The organism is Desulfosalsimonas sp., from assembly GCF_055149105.1.
In genome coordinates, this window is the sequence record NZ_JBSRLA010000006.1 from 62329 (window position 1) to 84060 (window position 21732).

The window sequence follows — 21732 nt, forward strand, 5'->3', positions numbered from 1 at the left end:
TTTTATTGTTCAGCCTTGTTTTTCTGGGATTGTTCCTGCATATCCGCCAGGGCTTCGATGGATATCCCGTATTGATCCGCCAATTCTACCATTTCCTCCCTGTCAAACACAACCGACCGGCCGGCTTCCACTATCAGCACCCGGGCCCCGCATTCATGCATGGTCTCAATGGTCCGGACGCCGACTGCCGGCACGTCAAAACGAAAATCCTGGATCGGCTTGCAGACCTTGACCACAACGGCATTGCCCCGTCCCAGCCCGCCGCCCCTTTGGATTGTGGCATCGGTTCCGTCTATGGCCTCCACAGCCAGCACTGAACCGTTTTCCACAACAACGCACTGACCGATATCCAAAGCGCCAATGGCCTTGGCCTTTTGCCAGCCCAGAAGGATGTCGCTGCGCTCTTTTTTGGAAGGCTTTTTCCGGGTCCAGCATCCGGGGCGGGCCAGCAGTTCAGGCAACAGAAAAGTCGATGGCCGGACAATGATGCCCTCTTTTTCCAGAAACCTGGCAAAGGCCCGCAAAAGCCGATCATCATGGGTGTCTTTGCGCACGGCCGCCAGCAGGGAAAGGGCCTTGATGTCGGGGCGGATTTCAGAGACGGCCCGGGGTTTTTGGATGGCGCCCACCATGACCGCTGACTGCACCCCGTGTTTGCGGAAAAACCGGGTTAGACGGCCCACCTGGCCCAGGTGCAGGACTTCCATGGCGGCCACATATCCGGCAAGTGCCGGATCGGTTTCATGATGGTAGGCGGCTGCAAAAACTTCGTAGCCCCGGGCGGCGGCCTTTTTTGCAAACAGAATCGGAAAAGGGCCGCTGCCAGCGATCAGTCCGATCCGTTTTTCCGCCAGTGTCATAAAATTTTTCCGCTTGATGGCCTTACCGGGTTATCCCCCGTTGGGTATTGCGTATGAAATCAACCAGGTTGAGCACTTCCGGCGTATTTTCCACCTCGGCCAGCACGCGCTCCACAGCCTCGTTGACAGTCAGCCCGATACGGAAAATAATGCGGTAGGCTTTTTTGAGCTGCGCAATGCAGTGCTCCGAGAACTGATGGCGCTGGAGCCCCACCTTGTTTAACCCGTGAAGGTTTGCCCGGTCGCCCGCTGCAATCAAATAAGGCGGGATATCCTTGACCACTGCGGATTTGCCGCCGATATAGGAATACTCGCCAAGGCGGACAAACTGATGAACCGCCACAAGACCGCCGATTGTCACGTGATCGCCGACAATCACGTGGCCGGCAAGAGTGGCGTTATTGGCCATGATCACGCCTCTGCCGGTAATGCAGTCATGAGCCACATGGGTGTAGGCCATTAAGAAATTGTCCTCCCCGATACGCGTCACGCCCCCGCCGAATTCCGTGCCCCGGTTTAAAGTGACAAATTCCCTTATAATGGTGTTGCGTCCGATTTTTAGATAGGTCTTTTCTCCTTTGAACCGGATGGCCTGGGGAACAGCCCCGATTGAAGCATACTGGTAAACCTGGCAGTCCGGCCCGATGTCCACATACGAATCAATGGTTACATGAGAACCGATCCAGGTCCCTGAGGCAATGGAAACATTGGCCCGGATAATTGAATAAGGACCAATTTCCACATCTTCGTCGATTTCTGCTTCAGGATCAATAATTGCAGTGGGATGAATCATATTTTTTTACAACTCCGGGTTTGACGAATTGTTCTCTTCGGTTTCATTGCCGGCCATTGCCTTTTCCAGGCTTTCCAGGCGACGCTGGATCGCTGTGACCTGTCTTTTCATCTCCGGCAGCCGTCCCAGTACCTGCTGGACCCGCAGCCACTGACTGTGAGGCATTTCCGGGGTGCCGGAAACGGTTTTTCCGGGCGCCACATCCCTGGCAACACCGGCCTGGGGACCGATTACCGCCTTGTCGCCGATTGTCAAATGCCCGCCGATACCGGCCTGGCCCGCTATAATGACGTTGCTGCCCACATTGGTACTTCCGGCGATTCCCACCAGGGCCACAATGATGGTATGCTCCCCGATTGTGACATTATGGGCGATATGCACATGATTGTCCGTCTTGACTCCCTGCCGGATCCATGTCCGGCCGAATGTGGCCCGGTCAATGGTATTGGCCGCACCGAGTTCCACATCATCATCGATCTGAACAATTCCGGTCTGCGGGATTTTCACATGCCGCCCCTTTTCATCAGGGGTATAGCCGAATCCATCCGCGCCGATCACAGATGCCGCCCCTACAATCACCCGGCTGCCGATCACGCAGTTTTCCAGGATCGATACATTGGCCAGGATATGCGTATCATCGCCGATGCAAACCCCGTCGCCGATAAACACGTTCGGATGGATCACCACGCGCTCTCCGAGAGTCACCTTGTTGCCGATAAAGGCAAGGGGCGCCACAGCCGTATCCCGGCCGGCAACAAAATCGGACCCGATGGCGGCCTTTTGGCTGATGCCTGAAAAGCAAGGCGTTTGCGGATAAAAATACTGCATGATCCGGGCAAAGGCGAGCCTGGGATTGTCCGATAAAATCAGGTTTGCCGAAGCCGGCCCGGAAAAACTGCGCGGCACGATCACCACACCCGCACGGCTGTCTTTGACCCGGCTGCACAGCCGGGCGTTGTCTGCAAAGGTCACAGCCCCGGGACCTGCCTGGTCAAACGGCACAGCGCACGTAACCGTGGTGCCGGCATCGCCGTGAATATCCTCGGGGCGGGCTGAAATGATGTCCGCAAGCTCTGCAAGGGTCAGGCCGCTCATATGCCGGCGCTCCGCTGACGGGACAAACCTGCGGCCGCTGGACAGCCGCGGAATTGTCTATGCAGGATTGCGCTCATTGTATTTGCGGATAATCTCATCGGTCATATCAATTGCGCTGGGGTAATAAACCGCTGCATTTTTTTCAATAATGAGCAGATAGCCTTGCTTTTTCCCGATCGCTTCGGCCAGCTTTAAAATCTCATCCCGAAGCGCCCCCACCCTTTCGGACTGCAGCTGCCGGAACTCGTTTTCATATTCTCTTTGCCTGGACTGGAGATCATATTTTTTAATCTCCAGTTCCCGCTGTTTTTGCTGGCGTTTTTCCTTGCTCATCACCATCGCGTCCCGGGAAAGCTGCTTGTCGAGTTCCTCGATCTCCTTTGCCATCTCCTGAAGTTCGGATTCCATCTGACGGCCCTTTTTCTGGATCTCTTCCTGGACCTTCTGGCCGGCTTCAGATTCGCTGATCACCTTCTGAAAATCAATCACTCCGATTTTGGCCACATCTGCCGCACCCGCCGGTCCGGCGGCAAGAAACAGACACGCCAGCATCGAAATTGCAAATATTTGTATTGCCTTCATTGATCCCCCTTTAATTCTTATATCCATCCACAATCATCAACACGTTAACATTGATGGCGCCGTAAAAAGTCCAATATCTGCGTTACGCGCAATTTCTCAGAATTTCACGTACGGCTAAGTACGCTGCATTCTTCAAAATTGCGCAAGCCTTGACCTTGAACTTTTTACGGCACCATCTGAAATCAGACTTTTTACGGTGCCATCAACATTGAACATTGAACTTTCTAGAACGCACCTCCCATGGAAAACTCCCATCGCCCGGAGTCTTCTATATATTCGCCCTGCTCATTTTTCCGCCGGTCAAGCACATAACCGCGCTCCAGACGGATGGGTCCCATCGGGGAATACCAGCGGATGCCGAATCCCGCACTTTCACGCAATTCGCCCAGATCCACGGATTCATCCTCTCCGTATACATTACCTGTATCATAAAACAGCACTCCTGTTAAACCCGCATCTTTGAGCAAAGGAAATATAAATTCCACGTTGAACTGCACAAACTTTTCACCGCCGATCCGGTTGCCATTCTCATCAAAAGCGCTGACATCCCGCCAGTCAAACCCGCGCAGGGAATTGATCCCGCCCAGGTAAAATTTTTCAAAATCCGGCAGCAGCTTGCCGCCGGTTTCCTTTACATAACCGCCCTCGGCATGGAGAAAACCCACGGTATCCCAAAACAGGGGGAAATATTTGCCCGCCTCGGCAGTGGATTTAACAAATCCAACGTTTCCGCCCAGGCCCGCGTATTCAACACTGAACAAATGTCTGGCCCCTTCGGTGGGATTGATGATCCGGTCGCGCGAATCATAGACAATACTGGCCGTAACACTGCTCTGGGTATACCGGCCCTCTTCAAGGGTGTTGCGAAATTCATCCAGGATTTCATCGACTTCGCTGACATCATATGCATAGGACAGATACCCCCGCACATCGTCATAAAGGGGATAACCGAATCGAATCCTGCCGCCCTTGCTGTCAAGCTCATAATCATCATAGTCGCGCTCCCAATTATACGCCTCTGCAGTGGCGGACAAGGGGATATCAAAAAGCCATGGCTCAGTGAACCGAAGCCGGAAGTGCTGGGATTCGCTTCCGGTCTGCAGCTGCAGCTCAATTTTCTGGCCCTTGCCCAGAAAATTGCGCTCGGAAATCGATCCCATAACGTAGAGCTTGTCAATGGCGCTGTAGCCCGCCCCGAAGCTGAAACTGCCGGTGGCTTTTTCAGTTACGTCAATGTTTAACAGCATCCGGTCTTCAGATGAACCCTCAAGGGTCTGAACATTGACATCCTCGAAATAATCCAGGCGATGAAGATTGCGCACAGAGCGTTTTAAATCGCTTGCGCTGTATTTTTCCTGTTCGTGCACTTCCAGCTCCCGGCGGATGACCTTGTCCCGGGTTTTGGTGTTGCCCTCAATGACAATTTTTTCAAAATATACCGGTTCATTTTTCTGCATCCGGAAAACAATATCCATGACATTTTCTTCAGAACGGGGGTTCATGCCCGGCCGCACATCAGCCCGGGCGTAGCCCTCGTCAGCATAGATATCAGTGAGGCGGACCACGTCGTTTTGCAGCACCTGGCGGTTGTAATACGGCTCCTGATCAATGGAGACGCTTTGGGCAAGTTCTTCGGCGGGTTTGAGCAAGTCACCCTCAAAACTAACATCCCCGACTTCAAATCTGGGGCCTTCATGGATTTTCATGGTCACGTAAATCCAGTCGCCCTCGTATTTTACCACTGGCTCCCCAACCCGGGCCCGGGCATAGCCGTTGTTCTGGTAATGGGCCTCAAGACGGGCGACATCCTGCTCAAGCTTCTGCATGTCGAAATCGCCGGAGGAGGTCAGCCAGGAGAAAAAACCCTTTTCCGAGGTTTTCATGATCTTTTTGAGCTCTTTATCCGAGTAATCCCGGTTGCCCTCGATACGGATCTCCCTGATTTTTACCTTTTTGCCCTCCTCGATGACAAACTCCAGGTCAGCCTGATTGTGGTCAAGCTCCTTGATGTTATAATCCACCTGCGCGTTGTGGTAATTTTTTTCCTCATAAAAGGCCTCAATGGCCTTAATATTGCGCTTGATCCGATAAATATTGAGTATGGCGCCGGTGGAAATATCTATCTGTTCTCGGATTTCCTCGTCATCAAAAAAACGGTTTCCCGACAGGGTGATATTTCGCAGGGTGGATTTTTCCTTGACCGTAAAAACGACAACATAGCCTTCTTCCTGCTGCTCTGCGGCCACACGCACATCATCGAAATATCCCATGCGATAAATGGCCTCCAGATCCTCAGAGAGCCTGCTTTCATCATAGGCGTCACCCGCCTGGGTGCTGACGGCCCTGAGTATGGCATCATCTTCAATCCGCTCATTCCCCTCAACTTTTACCTGCTGCACCACTGTCTCTGCTTCCGCCGGCACGATCATGGCCGTCAAAAAACCAATCACAACAACCGCTGTCCAGATTCCTGTTCGCATGGTTTTATTATCCCGTTTTATCCGGCTTATTCGATTGACTCAAGCCTGCCGCTGACAATCTGCATTCTGCGCTGCATCATTTCTGCAAGTGCGGCGCTGTGCGTGACAACAATCATGGCCATTCCCATTTCCCGGTTTAACTCCACCAGAAATTCATGCACCTGAGCACTGTTTTTCCGGTCCAGGTTGCCGGTGGGTTCGTCGGCCAGCAGAATATCCGGGTTTAACACCAGGGCCCGGGCCAGGGCCACGCGCTGTTGTTCACCGCCGGACAAATCGCCGACGCGATGTCCGAGCCGGTCCTGCAGACCCACCCGCACCAGTATGGCCTCGGCTTTATCCCGAATTTCCTTCTTCTGCATGCCGGCGATCAGACCCGGCATCATCACATTCTCAATACTGGTGAATCCGGAAAGCAGGTAGTGAAACTGAAATACAAACCCGATCCGGGCGTTGCGGAATGCCGCGAGTGCTGAATTGCTTAACTCAAAGACATCTGCGCCCTGATAGTACACCCGCCCCTGATCCGGCGGCTCCAGGGCGCCCAGCACATGGAGCAGGGTGGACTTGCCCACCCCGGATTCCCCCACCACAGCCATGGTACTGCCGGGGTCAAGACTCAGAGACAGATCGTTTAACACCTCGATACTGCTGTCCTTATCCGTAAACCGCTTGCACAGCCCGGTAACTTCCAGCAGCGGGCCGGTTGGCACCGTTTTTTTATTGCCGCCGGGACCGGTTTTTGAAACATCTGTGTCAGCCATGGCGCAGTGCCTCCACCGGGTTTATCCGTGAAGCTTTTGCCGCCGGATACAAAGTGGCGCCCAAACAGATGCCCAGGGCTGCGGAAACAATGACGGCCACATCTGTCCAGCGCACCTCCACGGGCAGGGTGGTGAAATAGTAGACATCCCCGGGAAGCTGAACAAACTGGTAATGCTGGAGCAGAAAACAGCCCGTCAGCCCCAGGACCGTGCCCAGGGCCGTGCCGATTGCGCCGATGACCAGACCATTGAAGACAAATATTTTCCGGATGCTGCGGTCTGTTGCGCCCATGGCCTTTAAAATGGCAATGTCGCGGGTTTTGCTCATCACCATCATGATCAGGGTGGAGGCAATGTTAAAGGCCGCCACGAGAATAATCAGGGTCAGGATGATAAACATGACGGTTTTTTCCAGTTTCAGGGCGGAAAAAAAATTGCGGTTCATTTCCATCCAGTCCATGGTCCAATATGGAAAACCCAGATTTTCCTGAATTTTTTCGGCGATCCGGTCAGCACGGTAAATATCGTCGACCCGGATGCCGATACCGGTAACCGCATCGCCGATGCGCAGCAATCCCTGGGTGGCCCCCAGGCGCGTATAGGCCAGTGATGCGTCATATTCGTAAAACCCGGATTCAAAAATTCCCTTGACCACAAACCGTTTCATTGACGGCATGTGTCCGGCCGGGGTCATCATGCCCCGCGACGATATCAGATAGATGACATCTCCGGAATTCACGCCCAGACGCCGGGCCAGATTTTTGCCAAGGACCAGGGGCGGGGTTTCTGTATTGCTGTCCCGGCTTTGGCCGGGGGATAATTTTTCCTTTAATTCCTTCCGGGAAAGGCCGATGATGTGAGATCCTTTGACTTCCGGATCCAGACCCCGCAAAAGCGCACCCGACATGCCCGAACCCGAGCGGAGCATAACCTGGGTTTCGGCATAGGGCATAACCGATGCCGTCAGACCGCTTGATTCCAGGCGATCCATCACCGAAGCGTATTCCGGTATGGAGCCCTCGTGATGATGCAAAACAACATGGGGCTCCACGCCCAGGATTTTGGTCTTGAAATAGGACTCCGCGCCGGTCATCACGGCAATGACAATCACCAGGGCCATAACCCCCACCGTGACCCCGGCAATGGAGAGCACGGTGATAAAGGATATAAATCCGGTCTTTTGCCGGGATTTCAAATACCGGCTTCCGATAAAATACTCAAATTTCATTTGCATTCCAAAAGGCTGCGCTTTGCTGCCTGCGGCCTGAAATCCGCATTGGACTATCGGGTATCGGCAAACTTCAGATGCGGAAAAAGAATCACATCCCGGATGGAGGCCGAATCGGTGAGCAGCATGGCCAAACGGTCAATGCCCACGCCTTCACCGGCTGTGGGCGGCATGCCGTATTCAAGCGCCAGAATATAATCATCATCCACACGGGCCTCGTGGTCCTCGAGCTCCCGGCTTTCCACCTGGCTGACAAAACGGGCTTTCTGATCCACCGGATCATTTAATTCCGAAAAGCCATTGGCGATCTCCCTGCCGGCAACAAAAAGCTCAAATCGCTCGGTTATCTCCGGATTGCGGGCGCTTCGCCTGGACAACGGCGAGACCTCCACCGGATACCCGGTAATAAAGGTCGGCTGAATGAGATTGGGTTCAACCAGGTGGTCAAAAACTTTTGTGATCAGCTTGCCCATGCTGATATCGCCTCCCGGGCGCCGGTCCAGGGAAATTTCATTGTCTTTGGCAAAAGCCATGAGCCCGGCCTTGTCCGACAGCAGGGCCGGGTCCACTCCCCCCACGGAAGTCAGGGCATCCAAAAGGTCCAGACGCTTGTAGGGTCCGGCAAACTCGATCTCCCGGCCCTGGCAAGGCACTTTTGTGGCTCCGGTAACAGCCCTGGCCGCGGCCTCAAACATCTGCTCGGTGACAACCATGAGATCTTCGTAAGTGGCATGGGCCTGGTAGAATTCCAGCATGGTAAATTCCGGGTTATGCTGGGTGGAAACGCCCTCGTTTCTAAAATTGCGGTTGATCTCAAACACCCGTTCAAATCCGCCCACCACGAGACGTTTCAGATAAAGCTCCGGGGCGATGCGCAGGTAAAGATCCATGTCTAAGGCATTGTGATGGGTCTTAAACGGCCGGGCATCCGCCCCGCCGGCAATGGGCTGCATCATGGGCGTTTCCACTTCCAGAAAATCCCTTTGCGTCAAAAAATTCCGGATTTCCCGAATCAGGCGGCTGCGCTTGACAAATACCTCGCGCACCTCCGGGTTCATAATCAGATCCAGGTACCGCTGACGGTAGCGTTTTTCCGGATCCTTTAAACCATGAAATTTTTCCGGCAAAGGACGATAAGACTTGGCCAGCAATTCAAATTGCTCTGCCAGCAGTGTCCACTCCCCGGTCCTGGTGGCAAAAAGGGTTCCCTGCAGACCGATAAAATCGCCGATATCCATCTTTTTGAAAAAAGCATAAGCCTGTTCGCCCACCTGGTCCTGACGGATATAGGCCTGCATCTGACCCGTGCGGTCCCGAAAGCGGATAAATGCGGATTTGCCAAACCGGTTGACCGCCATCATGCGTCCGGCTGCCCGCACCACGGTCTTTCCGCCTGTCAGGTCCTCGTCTTTGTCAGCCACACTTTTTAAAATATCGGCCACTGTATGCGTAACAGCAAAATCGTTGGGAAACATCTCCACGCCGGCATCCTTGAGGGCCTGGATTTTTTCCCTTCGCTTTGCAATAATATCCGTTGCCTGATTCTGCGCCATGAATGCTCCCGTTTATTTAAATGATTAAGGGGCTTGCTATCCCATTTACCAATTGGTGTCAAGGGTTTTGCCGGGCGCGTCGCAAAGCGGAGGCGACCGCCGGTCAGCCTGTAGCCGCCCCCCGGGCCGGGCCTGCCGGCTGATGCGTCGGAAGGCGAAGGGTCACAGCAGTGCCGGCACCAGGGGTACTTTCAATATTTACCAACCCCCCGTATGCATTGATAAGCTGCTGGACAATGGACAACCCCAGCCCGGTGCCCCGGGATTTGGTTGAAATAAACGGGTCAAAAACCCGGGCAATCATGTCCGGGGAAATACCGCTGCCGGTATCGGAAATATCAATGCAGGCTTGATTCTTCCGGCAAGGGTAGAGCCGGATTTCGATCACCCCGCGGTCCTCAATGGATTCTGCAGCATTATTGAGCAGATTCCACACCACCTGCTTGAAGTGCTCCGGATCTATGCGCACAAACAGGCCTTTTGACAAATCCGTACGCACGTCAATGCGGGCTCTGTGGCCGGGATTGGACTTAAACAGGGTGGCGATTTCGGAAACGGCCCGATCCAGATCAATGACTTCCGCCTTTCCCGGCCCGGGCCGGGAAAACATCAGAAAGTTGGTAACCAGTGTCGAAAGACGGTCGGCTTCCCGCAGCGCAATCTGCATAAGCCGCTCCTGAGACGGGTCATAAGGGAGCTGATCGCGCAGCAGCTGAATCGAACCGCTCAGGGAGGCCAGGGGATTTTTGATCTCATGAGCCAGGCCGGCGGCCATCTCCCCCACCGCGGCAAAGCGCTCCACCCGTTTCATTTGGTCTTCCATGGCCCACAGATCCCGCTTGGCTGTTTTTTCCTGCTCAGAGAGAAATCCGCTCAAAAAGGCCACGGCATAACAGGCTGCAATGGTAAACAGCAGCTTGTAGATCACATAAGGCCAGTCATAATTGTCAATCAGAAACTGGGCATCATCGCCCAGGGGGCGGAGCAGACCGTAGTACTCAAGGTCAATGAGAATCCCGTACTGGATGGCGCAAAGCGTGGCCGTCACCATCCCGCCGCGGCGGTAGATGACCATGGTGGCATAAACAATGACCACCAGATACATAAACGCAAAAATGCTTGAAAACCCGCCCGTGATCAATATGATCAGATTGACCGCAATCGTGTCTGCGGCTATCTGGAGGTAGGCAAACAAGACCAGGCTTCTGAGCCGTGGCAATACCAGCAGATAGCCTGCAGAAAGCAGCAACAGCCCGATGCTGAGCAGCATGAGCCAACCCAGGGACCCGGCCGCCATGCCGAGGTGCATCGCCGGCCTGGCAGCTGCGGCAAATGCCGATCCCAGCATTACCAGCGCAAACAGGCCCCGGAAAAAAATCAGCCATCCGAGCTTTCGATACAGATCCTGTTCGGCCCTGCTGCGGGTAGCAAAGACGGTCATGGACAATCAGGAAATCGCCCCGGCCATCTGGAATATGGGCAGGTACATGGATATCACCAGCCCGCCGATCACGACACCGAGAAACACGAGCATAAACGGCTCAATCATTGAGGTGAGGTTCTCAACTGCCTGATCCACCTCCTCTTCATAAAAATCGGCAATTTTCTCCATCATGGAGTCAATTGCACCCGTGGATTCCCCCACCGCGATCATCTGGCAGACCATGGGCGGAAACACCCCGGTTTCAGCAAGGGGGTCGGCAATGGTCTGTCCTTCGGCAATGCCGGTACGGACTTTGTAAACAGCGGTTTCAATGCTTTTGTTGCCCGCGGTCTTGGCCACGATGTCCAGGGCTTCCAGAATGCCCACGCCACTGGCCAGCATGGTCCCCATGGTCCGGGTAAACTTGGCCACTGCCACTTTCCGAATCAAAATACCCACCACCGGCAGACGCAGGGTCAGCTCATCGATCATGGCCCGGCCTTTCTCGGTTTTATAAAACCGCCGGAAGGCGAATATCACCAGCACAATCCCGCCGATGATCCACCAGATCTTGCTTTGGACAAAATCGCTCATGGCAATGACCACCTGAGTGGGTAAGGGCAGCCCCTGGCCGAAACTGGCAAACATTTCCTCAAACACGGGAATCACAAACACCAGAATCACTGCCACCACCAAAACAGCGATAATCAGGGTAACAATCGGGTATGTCATGGCCCCCTTGACCTGGGCCTTGAGGCGGGCGGCCTTTTCCATGTAAACCGACAGCCGCCGCAAAATCACATCCAGAATACCGCCGGCCTCGCCTGCGGCCACCATGTTGACAAACAAAGAGTCAAAGTGGTTGGGATACTTTTTCAGGGAATCGGCCAGGGTCTGCCCCCCTTCCACCGACTCCTTGATATCTTTTAACATTTTTTTAAATGTCGGATTTTCCTGCTGGGACTGAAGGATGTCCAGGCACTGGATAATGGGCAGGCCGGCATCGATCATGGTGGAAAACTGACGGCAGAAAATGATGATATCCTGCTGCTTGACCTTGGGCTGGAAAAAAGAGATGTTTTCCAAAAGATCTTTGGGCTTTTTTTTCACCTTTGTCGGCACAATGCGCTGCCTTCCGAGCACTGTCCGGACTTCCTGTTCAGTGGCTGCCTCGATCTCCCCTTTGCGGACCTGATTGTTGCGGTCCTTGCCCTCCCATTGAAAAACAGGCATGTGTTTCCCCCTTGACTGCTTGGTTCAGGAAATATGTCTCATTTGACTCAGGTAAGCCTGGCGCTGGATCACCCTTGCGGCAGAATACGCCAATTTTACTTTTACGGTTGAAAAACAGTGATTATCATAATAAAGACTAAAAAACAAACATTTATATCAATCCGCGGCAATTGGCCGCTATCTTGGATACAGGCAGGCAACGTGACAAAGACAGAGAACCGATCCGATCTGCTCACCCTGATTACCACCCACACCAATGCCGATTTTGATGCAGTGGCATCCATGCTGGCCGCCCAGAAGCTGTATCCGGACTCGGTGGTCGTATTTCCGGGGTTTCATGAAAAAAACATGAAAAATTTCTTTGTCAGCACCATGGCCTACTTGTTTCAAATGGCCGATTACCGGCAAATCCAGCCGGCACAGGTGGGCCGGCTGGTGATTGTGGACACCAAGCAGGCCGGCCGCATCGGCGAGCTTGAAGAACTGCTCAACCGCCCAGGCATTGAAATCCATGTATATGATCATCATCCCCAGCTGGAAAATGATATCCGGGCCGACTTTGAGATTCACAGGTCCACCGGCGCCAATGTCAGCATGCTCGTTGATTTGATCCGGGAAAAAAACATCGGCATCAGCCCGGATGAAGCAACCGTGATGTGCCTTGGCATCTATGAGGACACCGGGGCGTTTACCTATCCCTCCACCACCCGGGATGATTTCACGGCAGCCGCATTTCTGCTCGGCAAAGGCGCCAGCCTGACAACCATATCCGACCTGATTGCAAAGGAGATGGACTCCGAACAGATCGCGCTGTTAAACGACATGTTCCGGGCGGCCACCCACTACCCGATCAACGGCAAGGATGTCGTGATCACAACGGTTTCCAGGGACGAATACATTCACGACCTGGCCTTTCTGGTCCAGAAGATGCTCCGCATTGAAAATCTCAGCGCGGTTTTTGCCGTTGCGCTGATGAAAAACAAAATCTATATCGCCGCCCGCAGCCGGACCCCGGATGTTGACGTTGGCGCCATCATCCGGGAAATCGGCGGGGGGGGACACAGCTTTGCCGCAGCCGCCTCCATAAAAAACAAAACCCTGGCGCAGGTGGAAAACCGGATCATTGACCTGTTAAAAACCCATGTCCGGTCCACCCAGCAGGCAAAAGACATTATGTCGACTCCCGCCATTACCGCACCGCACGACATCTCCTGCGAAAAGGCCCGTCAGCTGCTGTCGCGATACAATATCAACGCGCTTCTGGTGCTGGGACCGGAAGACAGAAATCAGGCCCTGGCCGGGTTTATCACCCGACAGGTGATTGAAAAAGCGCTGTACCACCACCTTGACGAAATTCCCATCAACGAGTACATGACAACGGAATTTGCCGTGGTGGCCCCTGATGCCGACATTTCCGAAGTTCAGGAAAAAATCATCGAAAACAAGCAGCGAATACTGCCGGTGGTCGACAACGGGCATGCAATCGGCGCCATCACCCGCACGGATCTGCTCAACACCCTGATTTATCATAACCAGCAGGAGCAGCAGGCCGGCCATTCCGCCGAGCCCCCGGCCGAATCCCGCCAACCCAAGACCAAAAGCGTCTCCGGATTTCTCAGGGAACGGCTCAGCGACGATATCCTTGAGATGCTCCGCCGTATCGGCCGGGTGGCAGACGCTCATGGATTTTCCGCATACGTGGTGGGCGGCTTTGTGCGCGACCTGTTTTTGTACCGGCACAATGAGGATATCGACATTGTCATTGAAGGAAACGGCATCGAGTTTGCCAGGGCCTTTGCCAGAAAGGAAGGCGCGCGGGTAAACGCATACGACAAGTTCGGCACTGCTGTGATCATTTTTGCAGACGGCTTTAAAATCGACGTGGCCTCGGCCCGGATGGAATACTACAAATTTCCGGCCGCCCTTCCCACAGTGGAAATGAGCTCCATCAAGCTGGATTTGTTCCGAAGGGATTTTACCATCAATACCCTGGCCATTTTTCTCAACCCGGACAAATTCGGCCGGCTCATTGATTTTTTCGGGGGCATGCGGGACATGAAAGAAAAGGCCATCCGCATCCTTCACAATTTGAGCTTTGTGGAAGACCCCACCCGGGTCTTTCGGGCCATCCGGTTTGAAAAGCGCTTTGATTTCACCATTGGCAAGCTTACCGCCGGACTGATTCACAATGCTGTGAAAATGGATTTTTTCAAACGCTTATCCGGGCGCAGAGTGTTTTCCGAACTCCGCCACATCCTGGAAGAGCAAAATCCGATCCCGGCCCTGGTCCGCCTGGAGGATTTCGATCTGCTCAAAGTCATCGATCCCTCCATCCGGATGAACAAACCCCTCCGGCAAATGCTGGATTCGGCCCGAAACGTGCTCTCCTGGTATGTCCTGCTCTACAGACAGGAAGAATGCCGCCAGTGGATCGTCTACTTTCTGGTTCTGACCCGGCATGCCGACCAGGAAAAGGCCCTGGCCATCTGCCGGCATTTTGAACTGGCCCCCAGGCATGAAAAAATTTTCATCCAGGAGCGGGCCGAAGCCGAAACCTGCCTGTACCGGCTCAACCAGGAACTGCCGGATCAAAACAGCCGGCTCTACGAAAAATTAAACGGGCTGCGCATGGAACTGATCCTCTACATGATGGCCGTGACCAGCCGGGATGATGTGCGCCGTGCCATTTCTTTTTACGTCACAGACTTGAAAGATGTCCGGATTTCGGTTAAGGGTAGGGATTTGCAGAAAATGGGGCTTTCGCCCTCGCCTTTGTTCGGCCGGATTCTGCGGACGCTGCTGCGGGAAAAGCTCGACGGCCGGCTCCAAACCCGGCAGGACGAACTGGAACTTGCCCGCCGCCTGATTGATGGCCGGGAAACCGCCGGGTAAGCCGGTTTTTCCGGGCCGGGCACCGGCGGGTTCATCAAACAAAAGCAAACAGGGACCCGGAGTGGAAGAAAAAATTATACAGGCATTAATACTGATCATCCCGCTGCTCATGGCCGTCACCCTTCACGAGGTCGCCCACGGTTATGCAGCATGGATGTTTGGCGATCCCACGGCCAAACTTGCCGGCCGGCTCAGTCTCAACCCGGTACGGCACCTGGATCCGTTCGGATCGCTGATTTTACCGGGTTTGCTGATTTTTTCCGGATCACCGGCCATATTCGGATACGCCAAGCCGGTTCCGGTGAATTTTCGCAATCTGCGGGATCCCAAACTGGGTACCATTGTGGTTTCCGCAGCCGGGGTGGGGGTGAATTTTGCGTGCGCGCTGGCAGCAGGTCTTGTCTACCAGATCATTGCTCCGTTTGCAGCAGATTCAACGATTTTTTTGCTGGCCGCAAGGCTGATCTACGGCTTCTGCGTTATCAGCGTGGTGCTCGGGGTGTTTAATCTTCTGCCGATTCCGCCCTTAGACGGCAGTCACATCCTGTCGGCCCTGCTGCCCCCTGGGGCCCGGCAGAAATACGAACAAATCGGCACATTCGGCGTCCTGATTCTGCTGGTGCTGCTGATGACCCGGTCCCTTGATTTTCTGATTACAGCGGTGATCTATCCTCTGGTACGCTTTTTTACCGGCGGCTGATTTCGTGAACTTTTATATGGCAAGTACAGGCAACACCATACGGAGAACAAGCATATGACGGAAAAAAAACGAATTGTCAGCGGGATGCGCCCAACCGGCGCCCTGCATCTGGGCAACCTGCACGGGGCCCTGCAGAACTGGATCAACATGCAGCCCGATTATGACTGCTTCTTTTTTATTGCCGACTGGCATGCGCTGACAAGCGACTATGAAAACCCGGGCAATATCAAAAAATACACCCGAAACATGATGATTGACTGGCTGGCCGCGGGCCTGGACCCGGAAAAGAGCGTATTGTTCGTGCAATCCCGGATCAGGGAGCATGCAGAGCTGTTTCTGCTCCTGTCCATGATCACCCCGGTTCCCTGGCTGGAGCGAAACCCCACTTACAAGGAACAGATTGACGCCCTGCAAAACAAGGATCTCTCCACATTCGGATTTCTGGGCTATCCGGTGCTCCAGGCCGCAGACATCATTATCTACAAGGCCGAGGGCGTACCCGTGGGCATTGACCAGGCACCGCACATCGAGCTGACCCGGGAGATCGCCAGACGATTCAACCATCTCTACGGCCGGGTGTTTCCGGAGCCTGACACCATTTTAACGGAAATCAGCAAGATTTTGGGCACTGACCGGCGCAAGATGAGCAAAAGCTACAACAATGCCATTTTCCTGTCTGATTCCCCTGAACAGATCAGAAAAAAAGTCAGCCAGATGATCACCGACCCCCAGCGGATCAAGCGAACAGACCCGGGAGACCCGTCTGTGTGCAACGTGTTTACCTTCCATCAGCTCTATTCGCCGGCAGATCTTGTGGCCCGGGTGGACCCGGACTGCCGCAGCGCAAAAATCGGCTGCGTGGAATGCAAAAAGAAAATGGCCGAACACCTGGTGGCATACCTGGCCCCGATCCGGGACAAGATCGAGTATTACAAAAACCACACCGACCAGGTGGAACAGGTCATGGCCGAAGGTTCAGACAAGGCCCGGCAGGTGGCGGCAAAAACCCTTGCCGAGGTCAGAGACGCGGTACGAATCTGATCGGCGGGTCCATGACAAACACCGGATACCAGGTCAGGCTGGAAAACGTTTTTGAAGGGCCAATGGACCTGCTGGTCCACCTGATCAAAAAAAACCAGGTGGACATCTATGACATTCCCATCGCCCTGATCACGGACCAGTTTCTGTCCTATATCCGGTGGATGCAGGACATGGAAATCGATGTGGCCGCCGACTTTCTGGTCATGGCCGCCACTCTGGCCCAGATCAAATCCCGGATGCTGCTGCCGGCGCAGGAATCCGACCAGGAGGAATCCGAGGATCCAAGGGATGCCATTGCCGGCCCCCTGGCCGAATACATGCGCATCAAATCCCTGGCCGGAAAGCTGGCAGAGCGCAACATCCTGGGCGAGCATGTGTTTGCCCGGCCCGCCGAGCCCCTGGTCCATGACGGCAATGCCGAACAAATGCCGGTGGAAGCCAGCCTGTATGACCTGCTTGGGGCCTACCAGGCATTGTCAGAACAGATGGCCGGTGACCCGGATTTTTCCATTACCCCGGAAAAAATTTCCGTGAAAGAAAAGATGACCAATATTCTGGATCTGCTGGAAACCCAAAAAAGCGTGACATTCTCCGATCTGGCGGCCAACTGCGCCGACAAAGGGGAAATCATTGCAACATTTCTGGCCATCCTGGAGGTGGTGCGGCTCAATCTCGTGGGCATCACCCAGGAGGAAACCGCCGGCGGACTCAAACTGTTTTCCAGATGAAAGGCGGGCCATGAAAGATCTGAAAAACATTATTGAAGCCCTTTTGTTTGCCTCGCCATCGCCCCTGTCCGCAGAACGGATCCGTGAACTCATTGTTTATGCCGATGCCGCTGAAATCAAAGACGCCCTGCAAAGCCTTGTCCGGGAGCACCAGGAGCGAGACGGGGGCTTTGCCCTCCACGAGGTGGCAGGCGGTTTTCAGTTCCGCACCCGCCCGGAGCACCGGCAATGGGTGGAAAAACTGCTGGCTCCCCAGCCTGTGCGCCTGAGCCGGGCCGCCCTGGAAACCCTGGCCATTGTGGCCTATCACCAACCGGTGCTGCGAAGTGACGTGGAACACATCCGGGGGGTCAATTCCGGGGGCACCCTGCGTTTTCTGCTGGAGAAAAAACTCATTCGCATTCTGGGCCGAAAGGAGATTCCGGGCCGCCCCCTGCTCTACGGCACCACCAAAAAATTCTTGGAAACCTTTGATCTAAAGGATTTAAAGGATCTGCCGGCTCCGGATGAAATCCAGACCGGAGAGGAAAATCCACACACCGGTGATGATCCTGGAGCAGAGAAAAAATAATGCTTGACTTCACCGGCCCTTCGCCTTTATTTTATGCTTCACACTTACACGGGCGGTTAACTCAGTGGGAGAGTGCTACCTTCACACGGTAGAAGTCACTGGTTCAAATCCAGTACCGCCCACCAAGACTATCAAGGGTTTATGGATTTGCCATAGACCCTTTTTTTGTTTTTGTGCCTTCACAGTGCCTTGAAGCTTCAAAAATGGTCTTTTCAAACCTAAGTGGAGCTTCTGTATTTGTGGAGCTAATCAGGTGAGAATAGACGTTCAAAGTAATAGTGTGGGTGCTATGGCCCAATTGGGTTTGGATATACTTTATATTTTCACCCTGCTCAATCAGTAAACTGGCATAGGTATGTCTAAGATCATGGAACCGGATTTTTCCAATGCCGGCCTTCTCCAATGCAGGATAAAAGTAACGATTTGTTAGGTTATTGTGGTTGATTGGATTGCCGGTTTCATTTGGAAAAATAAGGTCTAACGCATTTATGGGACATTCCAACTTCCATTTTCTCAAGGATGTAACCATGGAAGGCCCCAAATCTATGCGTCTATTTGATGTTTCTGATTTCACATCATACCAATTGCCGTTATTGAATGTTCTCTGAATATAAATCTGCTTGTTTACCCAATCCACATCTGACCATTTCAAACCAAGCAACTCTCCTTGCCGGGCACCACTCATAATCGCCAGTTTGAAGAGTGTGCTGTATTTTGTGTTCGCCACTGAATGGAACCAAAATCGTCTTGACAAAAGAAGCTAAGCTTATGTATAAATAAATGAGACAACTGTCCAAATTGCTCAATAAAAAAATTAGTTAGAGCCTCTTCTACCACAACTAATCTCAGTGTATAAGCACAACCTTCAGTCTTAATGCTCAAGGGGGACTAAATGATCTGGCTTGACAGTGTACTGGCCATACCCATTATTGGAATACGTTTAAGAAACAATTATAAAGCAGCCATTGGATTCGAAAGCCGAGTTATGACTTTTGCTGATACTCTCTACCAATCAGATGGGGATCTGACTGTTGAACAAAAAGGACCTTGGAGCTATAAAATAAACTCCAAGGAATACACCTTCCACATAAACATGAATGATTTGGTAATAAAATTCGCATACTTAATGAGCGACAATAGAAGAGCGGGAGGATTTCCTGTTATAGAGAAGCCGGAAGTAAGGTTGTATACTGAAATCATGAGAGATCTGATAAAACACCTTGGGAATCTGCTTTCTGTTTTTTCTAAAAATGAAAGCCTCTGCTATAATAGAGTAGGGATAATGGCTGAAAGTAATTTGGATGAAGATTCTTTGCCCCCCGGAGTAATCAGGTATATTGAGCATACAGGTTCACCATGGCAGAATTCATTAGTTAAGGTGAAGTCAAATGTTCTATCTAAATTAGATTCGGAAGAAGGCTATTATGATCAGTGCCACCATATTGTTGAATTTGAAAAAGAGAAAATTGAAGAAAAAGGTTATAGAATAGCTTTAGATTGGCAAAGGAATTATAAAGAAGCCCGTAGAGCAACCCAAAAGGAAACCATAACTGATGTGATAGAGTGTAAAGAAAAGGCTTTTGAGTACTTTGATAAATTCGGAGAAGGAAATTTGAATTATGAATAAAAATTTTGCATTTCAAGAAACGTTTGATGATAGCTCCGAGATAATTACAAAGCCTACAAATAAGGAAAATGAAGACCAGATTAGTCAATTCGACAAAATAGGATCACCTTTTGAGGGGCATGACACAAAACCAGAAGAAGCTGAACTGCTGGATTATCCTTTTACTCAAACATTATCTTCTAATAAAATAAAAGAGTACAACAGAGAAGTATCCAAGAAAATCCCTCCAGAAGTAATCGAGGAGCTTATAGAGGAAAGGCAAGCTATTGTTCTCAAGAAGTATTCTGAAGGTATTGAGCCAGATGAAGAAAGAAGGCTCAAACTTATAGAATGGAAATTAGACAGAATAGAGGATGCGGAATCAGGAGAACACTTGGATCGACTCGAATATTATGTAAAGTTGCATGAAGAGTTTGCAGAAGAAATAGACAAACTTTTGGAATTGTCAGATTGGAAATGGAGCTATGCAAAAGGTAAGCGGAAATGAATGAATTAGAAAAAAGGGAACCTATTATTAAAAGGAGTCCTGTTGAAAAAAAAGCGCACTACCACTTCTACAGAGAAGATTTAAGGTATGATTTTTGCTATTCTTGTGCTTACTGTTCCATGAGTGAAATTGAGGCGGCTGGAATTGGATTCGAGATAGACCACTACTTGCCTCAAAAAATGCATCCTGAATATAAACACCATTATGAAAACTTGATGTGGTCGTGCCAAAGTTGTAACCGATTCAAAAGCAATTTTGACTCTTACGGAGAGAGCCATGAAAAAAAAATCATTAGACCTGATCAAGAAAATCCGGAAATGCATTATGAAGTGAATCACTTAAGGCTTGAAGGGAAAACTCTCAAAGGAGAATTCAATATTGATTATTTGATGTTAAACAGAAAACAGTTGAGAAGAATTCGGGAGTTACGAGAAAGACTGGATAGATCTAAAGATTTCATTCAATCGGGAATTCGGGCTTTACAAAAAAAGCGGATAGACGAGATACATAAAACCAGAAGAGCGCTGTTCGATAAATTAAAAAAAAGGGCGATTGAAGAAAAAAAGAACTTAGAAGATCCGGAGACTTTCTATGCAGTAATTAAAGTTTATGGGAAATCACAACTCCTTGATCAAGATCCAGAAAAAGGAGAACATCTGAAGAGAAGACGTAAATACCTAGAAAAGCAAAAAGCAATAATATAGCATTCGTTTTTTATGTTCTTTCCCTGCAATTCTGATAAAATCATCTGATCAGTCCTCATAACATCATCCACCGGGGTAATAGGCACCAGCTGACCTTTTTTTCTGATGCGGATTATGCCGCATACATTGATTTGATGCGAGAGTGGTGCAGGCATCAAGGCGTTGACGTATATGGGCCTACTGTCTGATGCCCAACCATGTGCATTTAATAGTCGTTCCGGGAACCGAGGACGCTCTTTGGCTTGCAATCGGAGAAGCCCATCGTCGTTATACCCCTTGTACAGAGCTTCCTGAATAAAATCAACTTCTTGATTTTATTCAGGAAGCTCTGCGTCAACTTTCAGATCAAAAAGGCTCTCAAGGCCTTGGGAAATACCAAGACTTATCAACGTAATGCTTTACGCGAATTATTGGCATGCGTTGGAAACATTTTGAAGGGCAGCGTTTGAGGTTATGGTCCAGACATCCTGCGCTCCGTTTATTGTCGCTTGTGCCCGTGCCTGGAAATACCCGGCCGTATTGTTAATAACAGGTACAGTGAAATGATATGCGGTGTCGCCTTTTGCTTTAAATCCTATAACATTAAAATCATTTTCGTCTTTATAGACGGAATGCTCTGAAAAATAACTTTCCTCCGCTGTCCGCAGGGCACCCAGAAGACTTTTCGCCTCGGCCTGTTTCGCCTTGCACTGGTGATTCATAAAATTAGGGATGGCGATTGCCGCCAGAATTCCAATGATCGCCACGACAATCATAAGCTCAATCAACGTAAACCCTTTTTGTGTATTGAGTTTTTGCATAGCGGTTCCCCCTGGTTAAATATTGTTGAGCCTGTTTTTCAATCTTCCTTGATTATGGCTTTTTTATTAAAGCAATAACACTACAGCGACATTTCAATGCCTAAATTTATCGCCTCCTGGACGCGTTTTTTTCTATGCGAAAGATAGGCGGTATAATTGCGGCTGATACAA

20 protein-coding genes and 1 tRNA gene are annotated in these 21732 nt (G+C 51.6%); 9 read left to right on the forward strand and 12 right to left on the reverse strand.

Annotated features, from left to right (window positions below):
* Nucleotides 1-2: 2 nt before the first annotated feature.
* The 10 genes from ACTCIA_RS02560 to ACTCIA_RS02605 all read right to left on the reverse strand — a co-directional run bounded on the left by ACTCIA_RS02560 (nt 3) and on the right by ACTCIA_RS02605 (nt 12011).
* Complete coding sequence (locus tag ACTCIA_RS02560; RefSeq protein WP_463000242.1) at nt 3-860, reverse strand: LpxI family protein; 858 nt, start codon at nt 858-860, stop codon at nt 3-5.
* Between the two features lie 22 nt (nt 861-882).
* On the reverse strand, nt 883-1653 hold the full coding sequence (lpxA, locus tag ACTCIA_RS02565; RefSeq protein ID WP_463000243.1) for an acyl-ACP--UDP-N-acetylglucosamine O-acyltransferase: 771 nt from the start codon (nt 1651-1653) through the stop codon (nt 883-885).
* A gap of 6 nt (nt 1654-1659) precedes the next feature.
* Complete coding sequence (gene lpxD, locus ACTCIA_RS02570; protein WP_463000244.1) at nt 1660-2748, reverse strand: UDP-3-O-(3-hydroxymyristoyl)glucosamine N-acyltransferase; 1089 nt, start codon at nt 2746-2748, stop codon at nt 1660-1662.
* Nucleotides 2749-2805: 57 nt separating this feature from the next.
* Nucleotides 2806-3330 carry an OmpH/Skp family outer membrane protein gene (locus tag ACTCIA_RS02575; RefSeq protein ID WP_463000245.1) on the reverse strand — a complete coding sequence of 175 codons (525 nt, stop codon included), beginning with the start codon at nt 3328-3330 and terminating at the stop codon, nt 2806-2808.
* 224 nt (nt 3331-3554) lie between these two features.
* Nucleotides 3555-5810, reverse strand: coding sequence for an outer membrane protein assembly factor BamA (gene bamA / locus ACTCIA_RS02580; protein WP_463000246.1), 2256 nt, complete (start codon nt 5808-5810; stop codon nt 3555-3557).
* A gap of 26 nt (nt 5811-5836) precedes the next feature.
* Nucleotides 5837-6574: an ABC transporter ATP-binding protein gene (locus ACTCIA_RS02585; protein ID WP_463000247.1), complete on the reverse strand. Its 738-nt coding sequence runs from the start codon at nt 6572-6574 to the stop codon at nt 5837-5839.
* A complete protein-coding gene (locus ACTCIA_RS02590) occupies nt 6567-7808 on the reverse strand; it encodes a lipoprotein-releasing ABC transporter permease subunit (RefSeq protein ID WP_463000248.1) in 1242 nt (413 codons plus the stop codon). Before ACTCIA_RS02590 ends, ACTCIA_RS02585 begins: the two co-directional genes overlap by 8 nt.
* Before the next feature lie 47 nt (nt 7809-7855).
* Nucleotides 7856-9355, reverse strand: a complete 1500-nt coding sequence (gene lysS / locus ACTCIA_RS02595) for a lysine--tRNA ligase (protein WP_463000249.1) — start codon at nt 9353-9355, stop codon at nt 7856-7858.
* 103 nt (nt 9356-9458) lie between these two features.
* Entirely contained in the window at nt 9459-10796 is a 1338-nt protein-coding gene (locus ACTCIA_RS02600; protein WP_463000250.1) for a two-component system sensor histidine kinase NtrB, read from the reverse strand.
* 6 nt (nt 10797-10802) lie between these two features.
* Nucleotides 10803-12011: a type II secretion system F family protein gene (locus ACTCIA_RS02605; RefSeq protein WP_463000251.1), complete on the reverse strand. Its 1209-nt coding sequence runs from the start codon at nt 12009-12011 to the stop codon at nt 10803-10805.
* Between the two features lie 201 nt (nt 12012-12212).
* Between ACTCIA_RS02605 and ACTCIA_RS02610 the strand changes: the two genes are divergently transcribed.
* From ACTCIA_RS02610 to ACTCIA_RS02635, 6 genes are all read left to right on the forward strand, one after another.
* Nucleotides 12213-14903 carry a CBS domain-containing protein gene (locus tag ACTCIA_RS02610; protein ID WP_463000252.1) on the forward strand — a complete coding sequence of 897 codons (2691 nt, stop codon included), beginning with the start codon at nt 12213-12215 and terminating at the stop codon, nt 14901-14903.
* Nucleotides 14904-14964: 61 nt separating this feature from the next.
* Entirely contained in the window at nt 14965-15603 is a 639-nt protein-coding gene (locus ACTCIA_RS02615; protein ID WP_463000253.1) for a site-2 protease family protein, read from the forward strand.
* Nucleotides 15604-15657: 54 nt separating this feature from the next.
* Nucleotides 15658-16644 (forward strand): tryptophan--tRNA ligase, encoded by a 987-nt coding sequence (gene trpS, locus ACTCIA_RS02620; protein ID WP_463000254.1) that lies wholly within the window; start codon nt 15658-15660, stop codon nt 16642-16644.
* An 11-nt stretch (nt 16645-16655) separates the two neighbouring features.
* Nucleotides 16656-17372 (forward strand): segregation and condensation protein A, encoded by a 717-nt coding sequence (locus ACTCIA_RS02625; protein WP_463000255.1) that lies wholly within the window; start codon nt 16656-16658, stop codon nt 17370-17372.
* Between the two features lie 10 nt (nt 17373-17382).
* On the forward strand, nt 17383-17943 hold the full coding sequence (scpB, locus tag ACTCIA_RS02630) for an SMC-Scp complex subunit ScpB (protein ID WP_463000256.1): 561 nt from the start codon (nt 17383-17385) through the stop codon (nt 17941-17943).
* 50 nt (nt 17944-17993) lie between these two features.
* A tRNA-Val gene (locus ACTCIA_RS02635) sits at nt 17994-18068 on the forward strand.
* Between the two features lie 14 nt (nt 18069-18082).
* On the opposite strand, the gene ACTCIA_RS02640 is transcribed toward ACTCIA_RS02635, so the two are convergent.
* A complete protein-coding gene (locus ACTCIA_RS02640) occupies nt 18083-18670 on the reverse strand; it encodes a site-specific integrase (protein WP_463000257.1) in 588 nt (195 codons plus the stop codon).
* 165 nt (nt 18671-18835) lie between these two features.
* Here ACTCIA_RS02640 and ACTCIA_RS02645 point away from each other — a divergent pair, with 165 nt between their 5' ends.
* The 3 genes from ACTCIA_RS02645 to ACTCIA_RS02655 are packed head-to-tail and all read left to right on the forward strand — an operon-like array spanning nt 18836 to nt 20761.
* On the forward strand, nt 18836-19570 hold the full coding sequence (locus tag ACTCIA_RS02645; protein WP_463000258.1) for a hypothetical protein: 735 nt from the start codon (nt 18836-18838) through the stop codon (nt 19568-19570).
* The gene (locus ACTCIA_RS02650; RefSeq protein ID WP_463000259.1) at nt 19563-20057 is read left to right on the forward strand and encodes a hypothetical protein; all 495 of its coding nucleotides are present in this window, start codon (nt 19563-19565) and stop codon (nt 20055-20057) included. Before ACTCIA_RS02645 ends, ACTCIA_RS02650 begins: the two co-directional genes overlap by 8 nt.
* Nucleotides 20054-20761: an HNH endonuclease gene (locus ACTCIA_RS02655; protein WP_463000260.1), complete on the forward strand. Its 708-nt coding sequence runs from the start codon at nt 20054-20056 to the stop codon at nt 20759-20761. The genes ACTCIA_RS02650 and ACTCIA_RS02655 overlap by 4 nt, the downstream gene beginning before the upstream one ends.
* A 407-nt stretch (nt 20762-21168) precedes the next feature.
* Here ACTCIA_RS02655 and ACTCIA_RS02660 read toward each other — a convergent pair whose 3' ends face one another.
* The gene (locus ACTCIA_RS02660; protein WP_463000261.1) at nt 21169-21561 is read right to left on the reverse strand and encodes a type IV pilin protein; all 393 of its coding nucleotides are present in this window, start codon (nt 21559-21561) and stop codon (nt 21169-21171) included.
* Between the last annotated feature and the right edge of the window lie 171 nt (nt 21562-21732).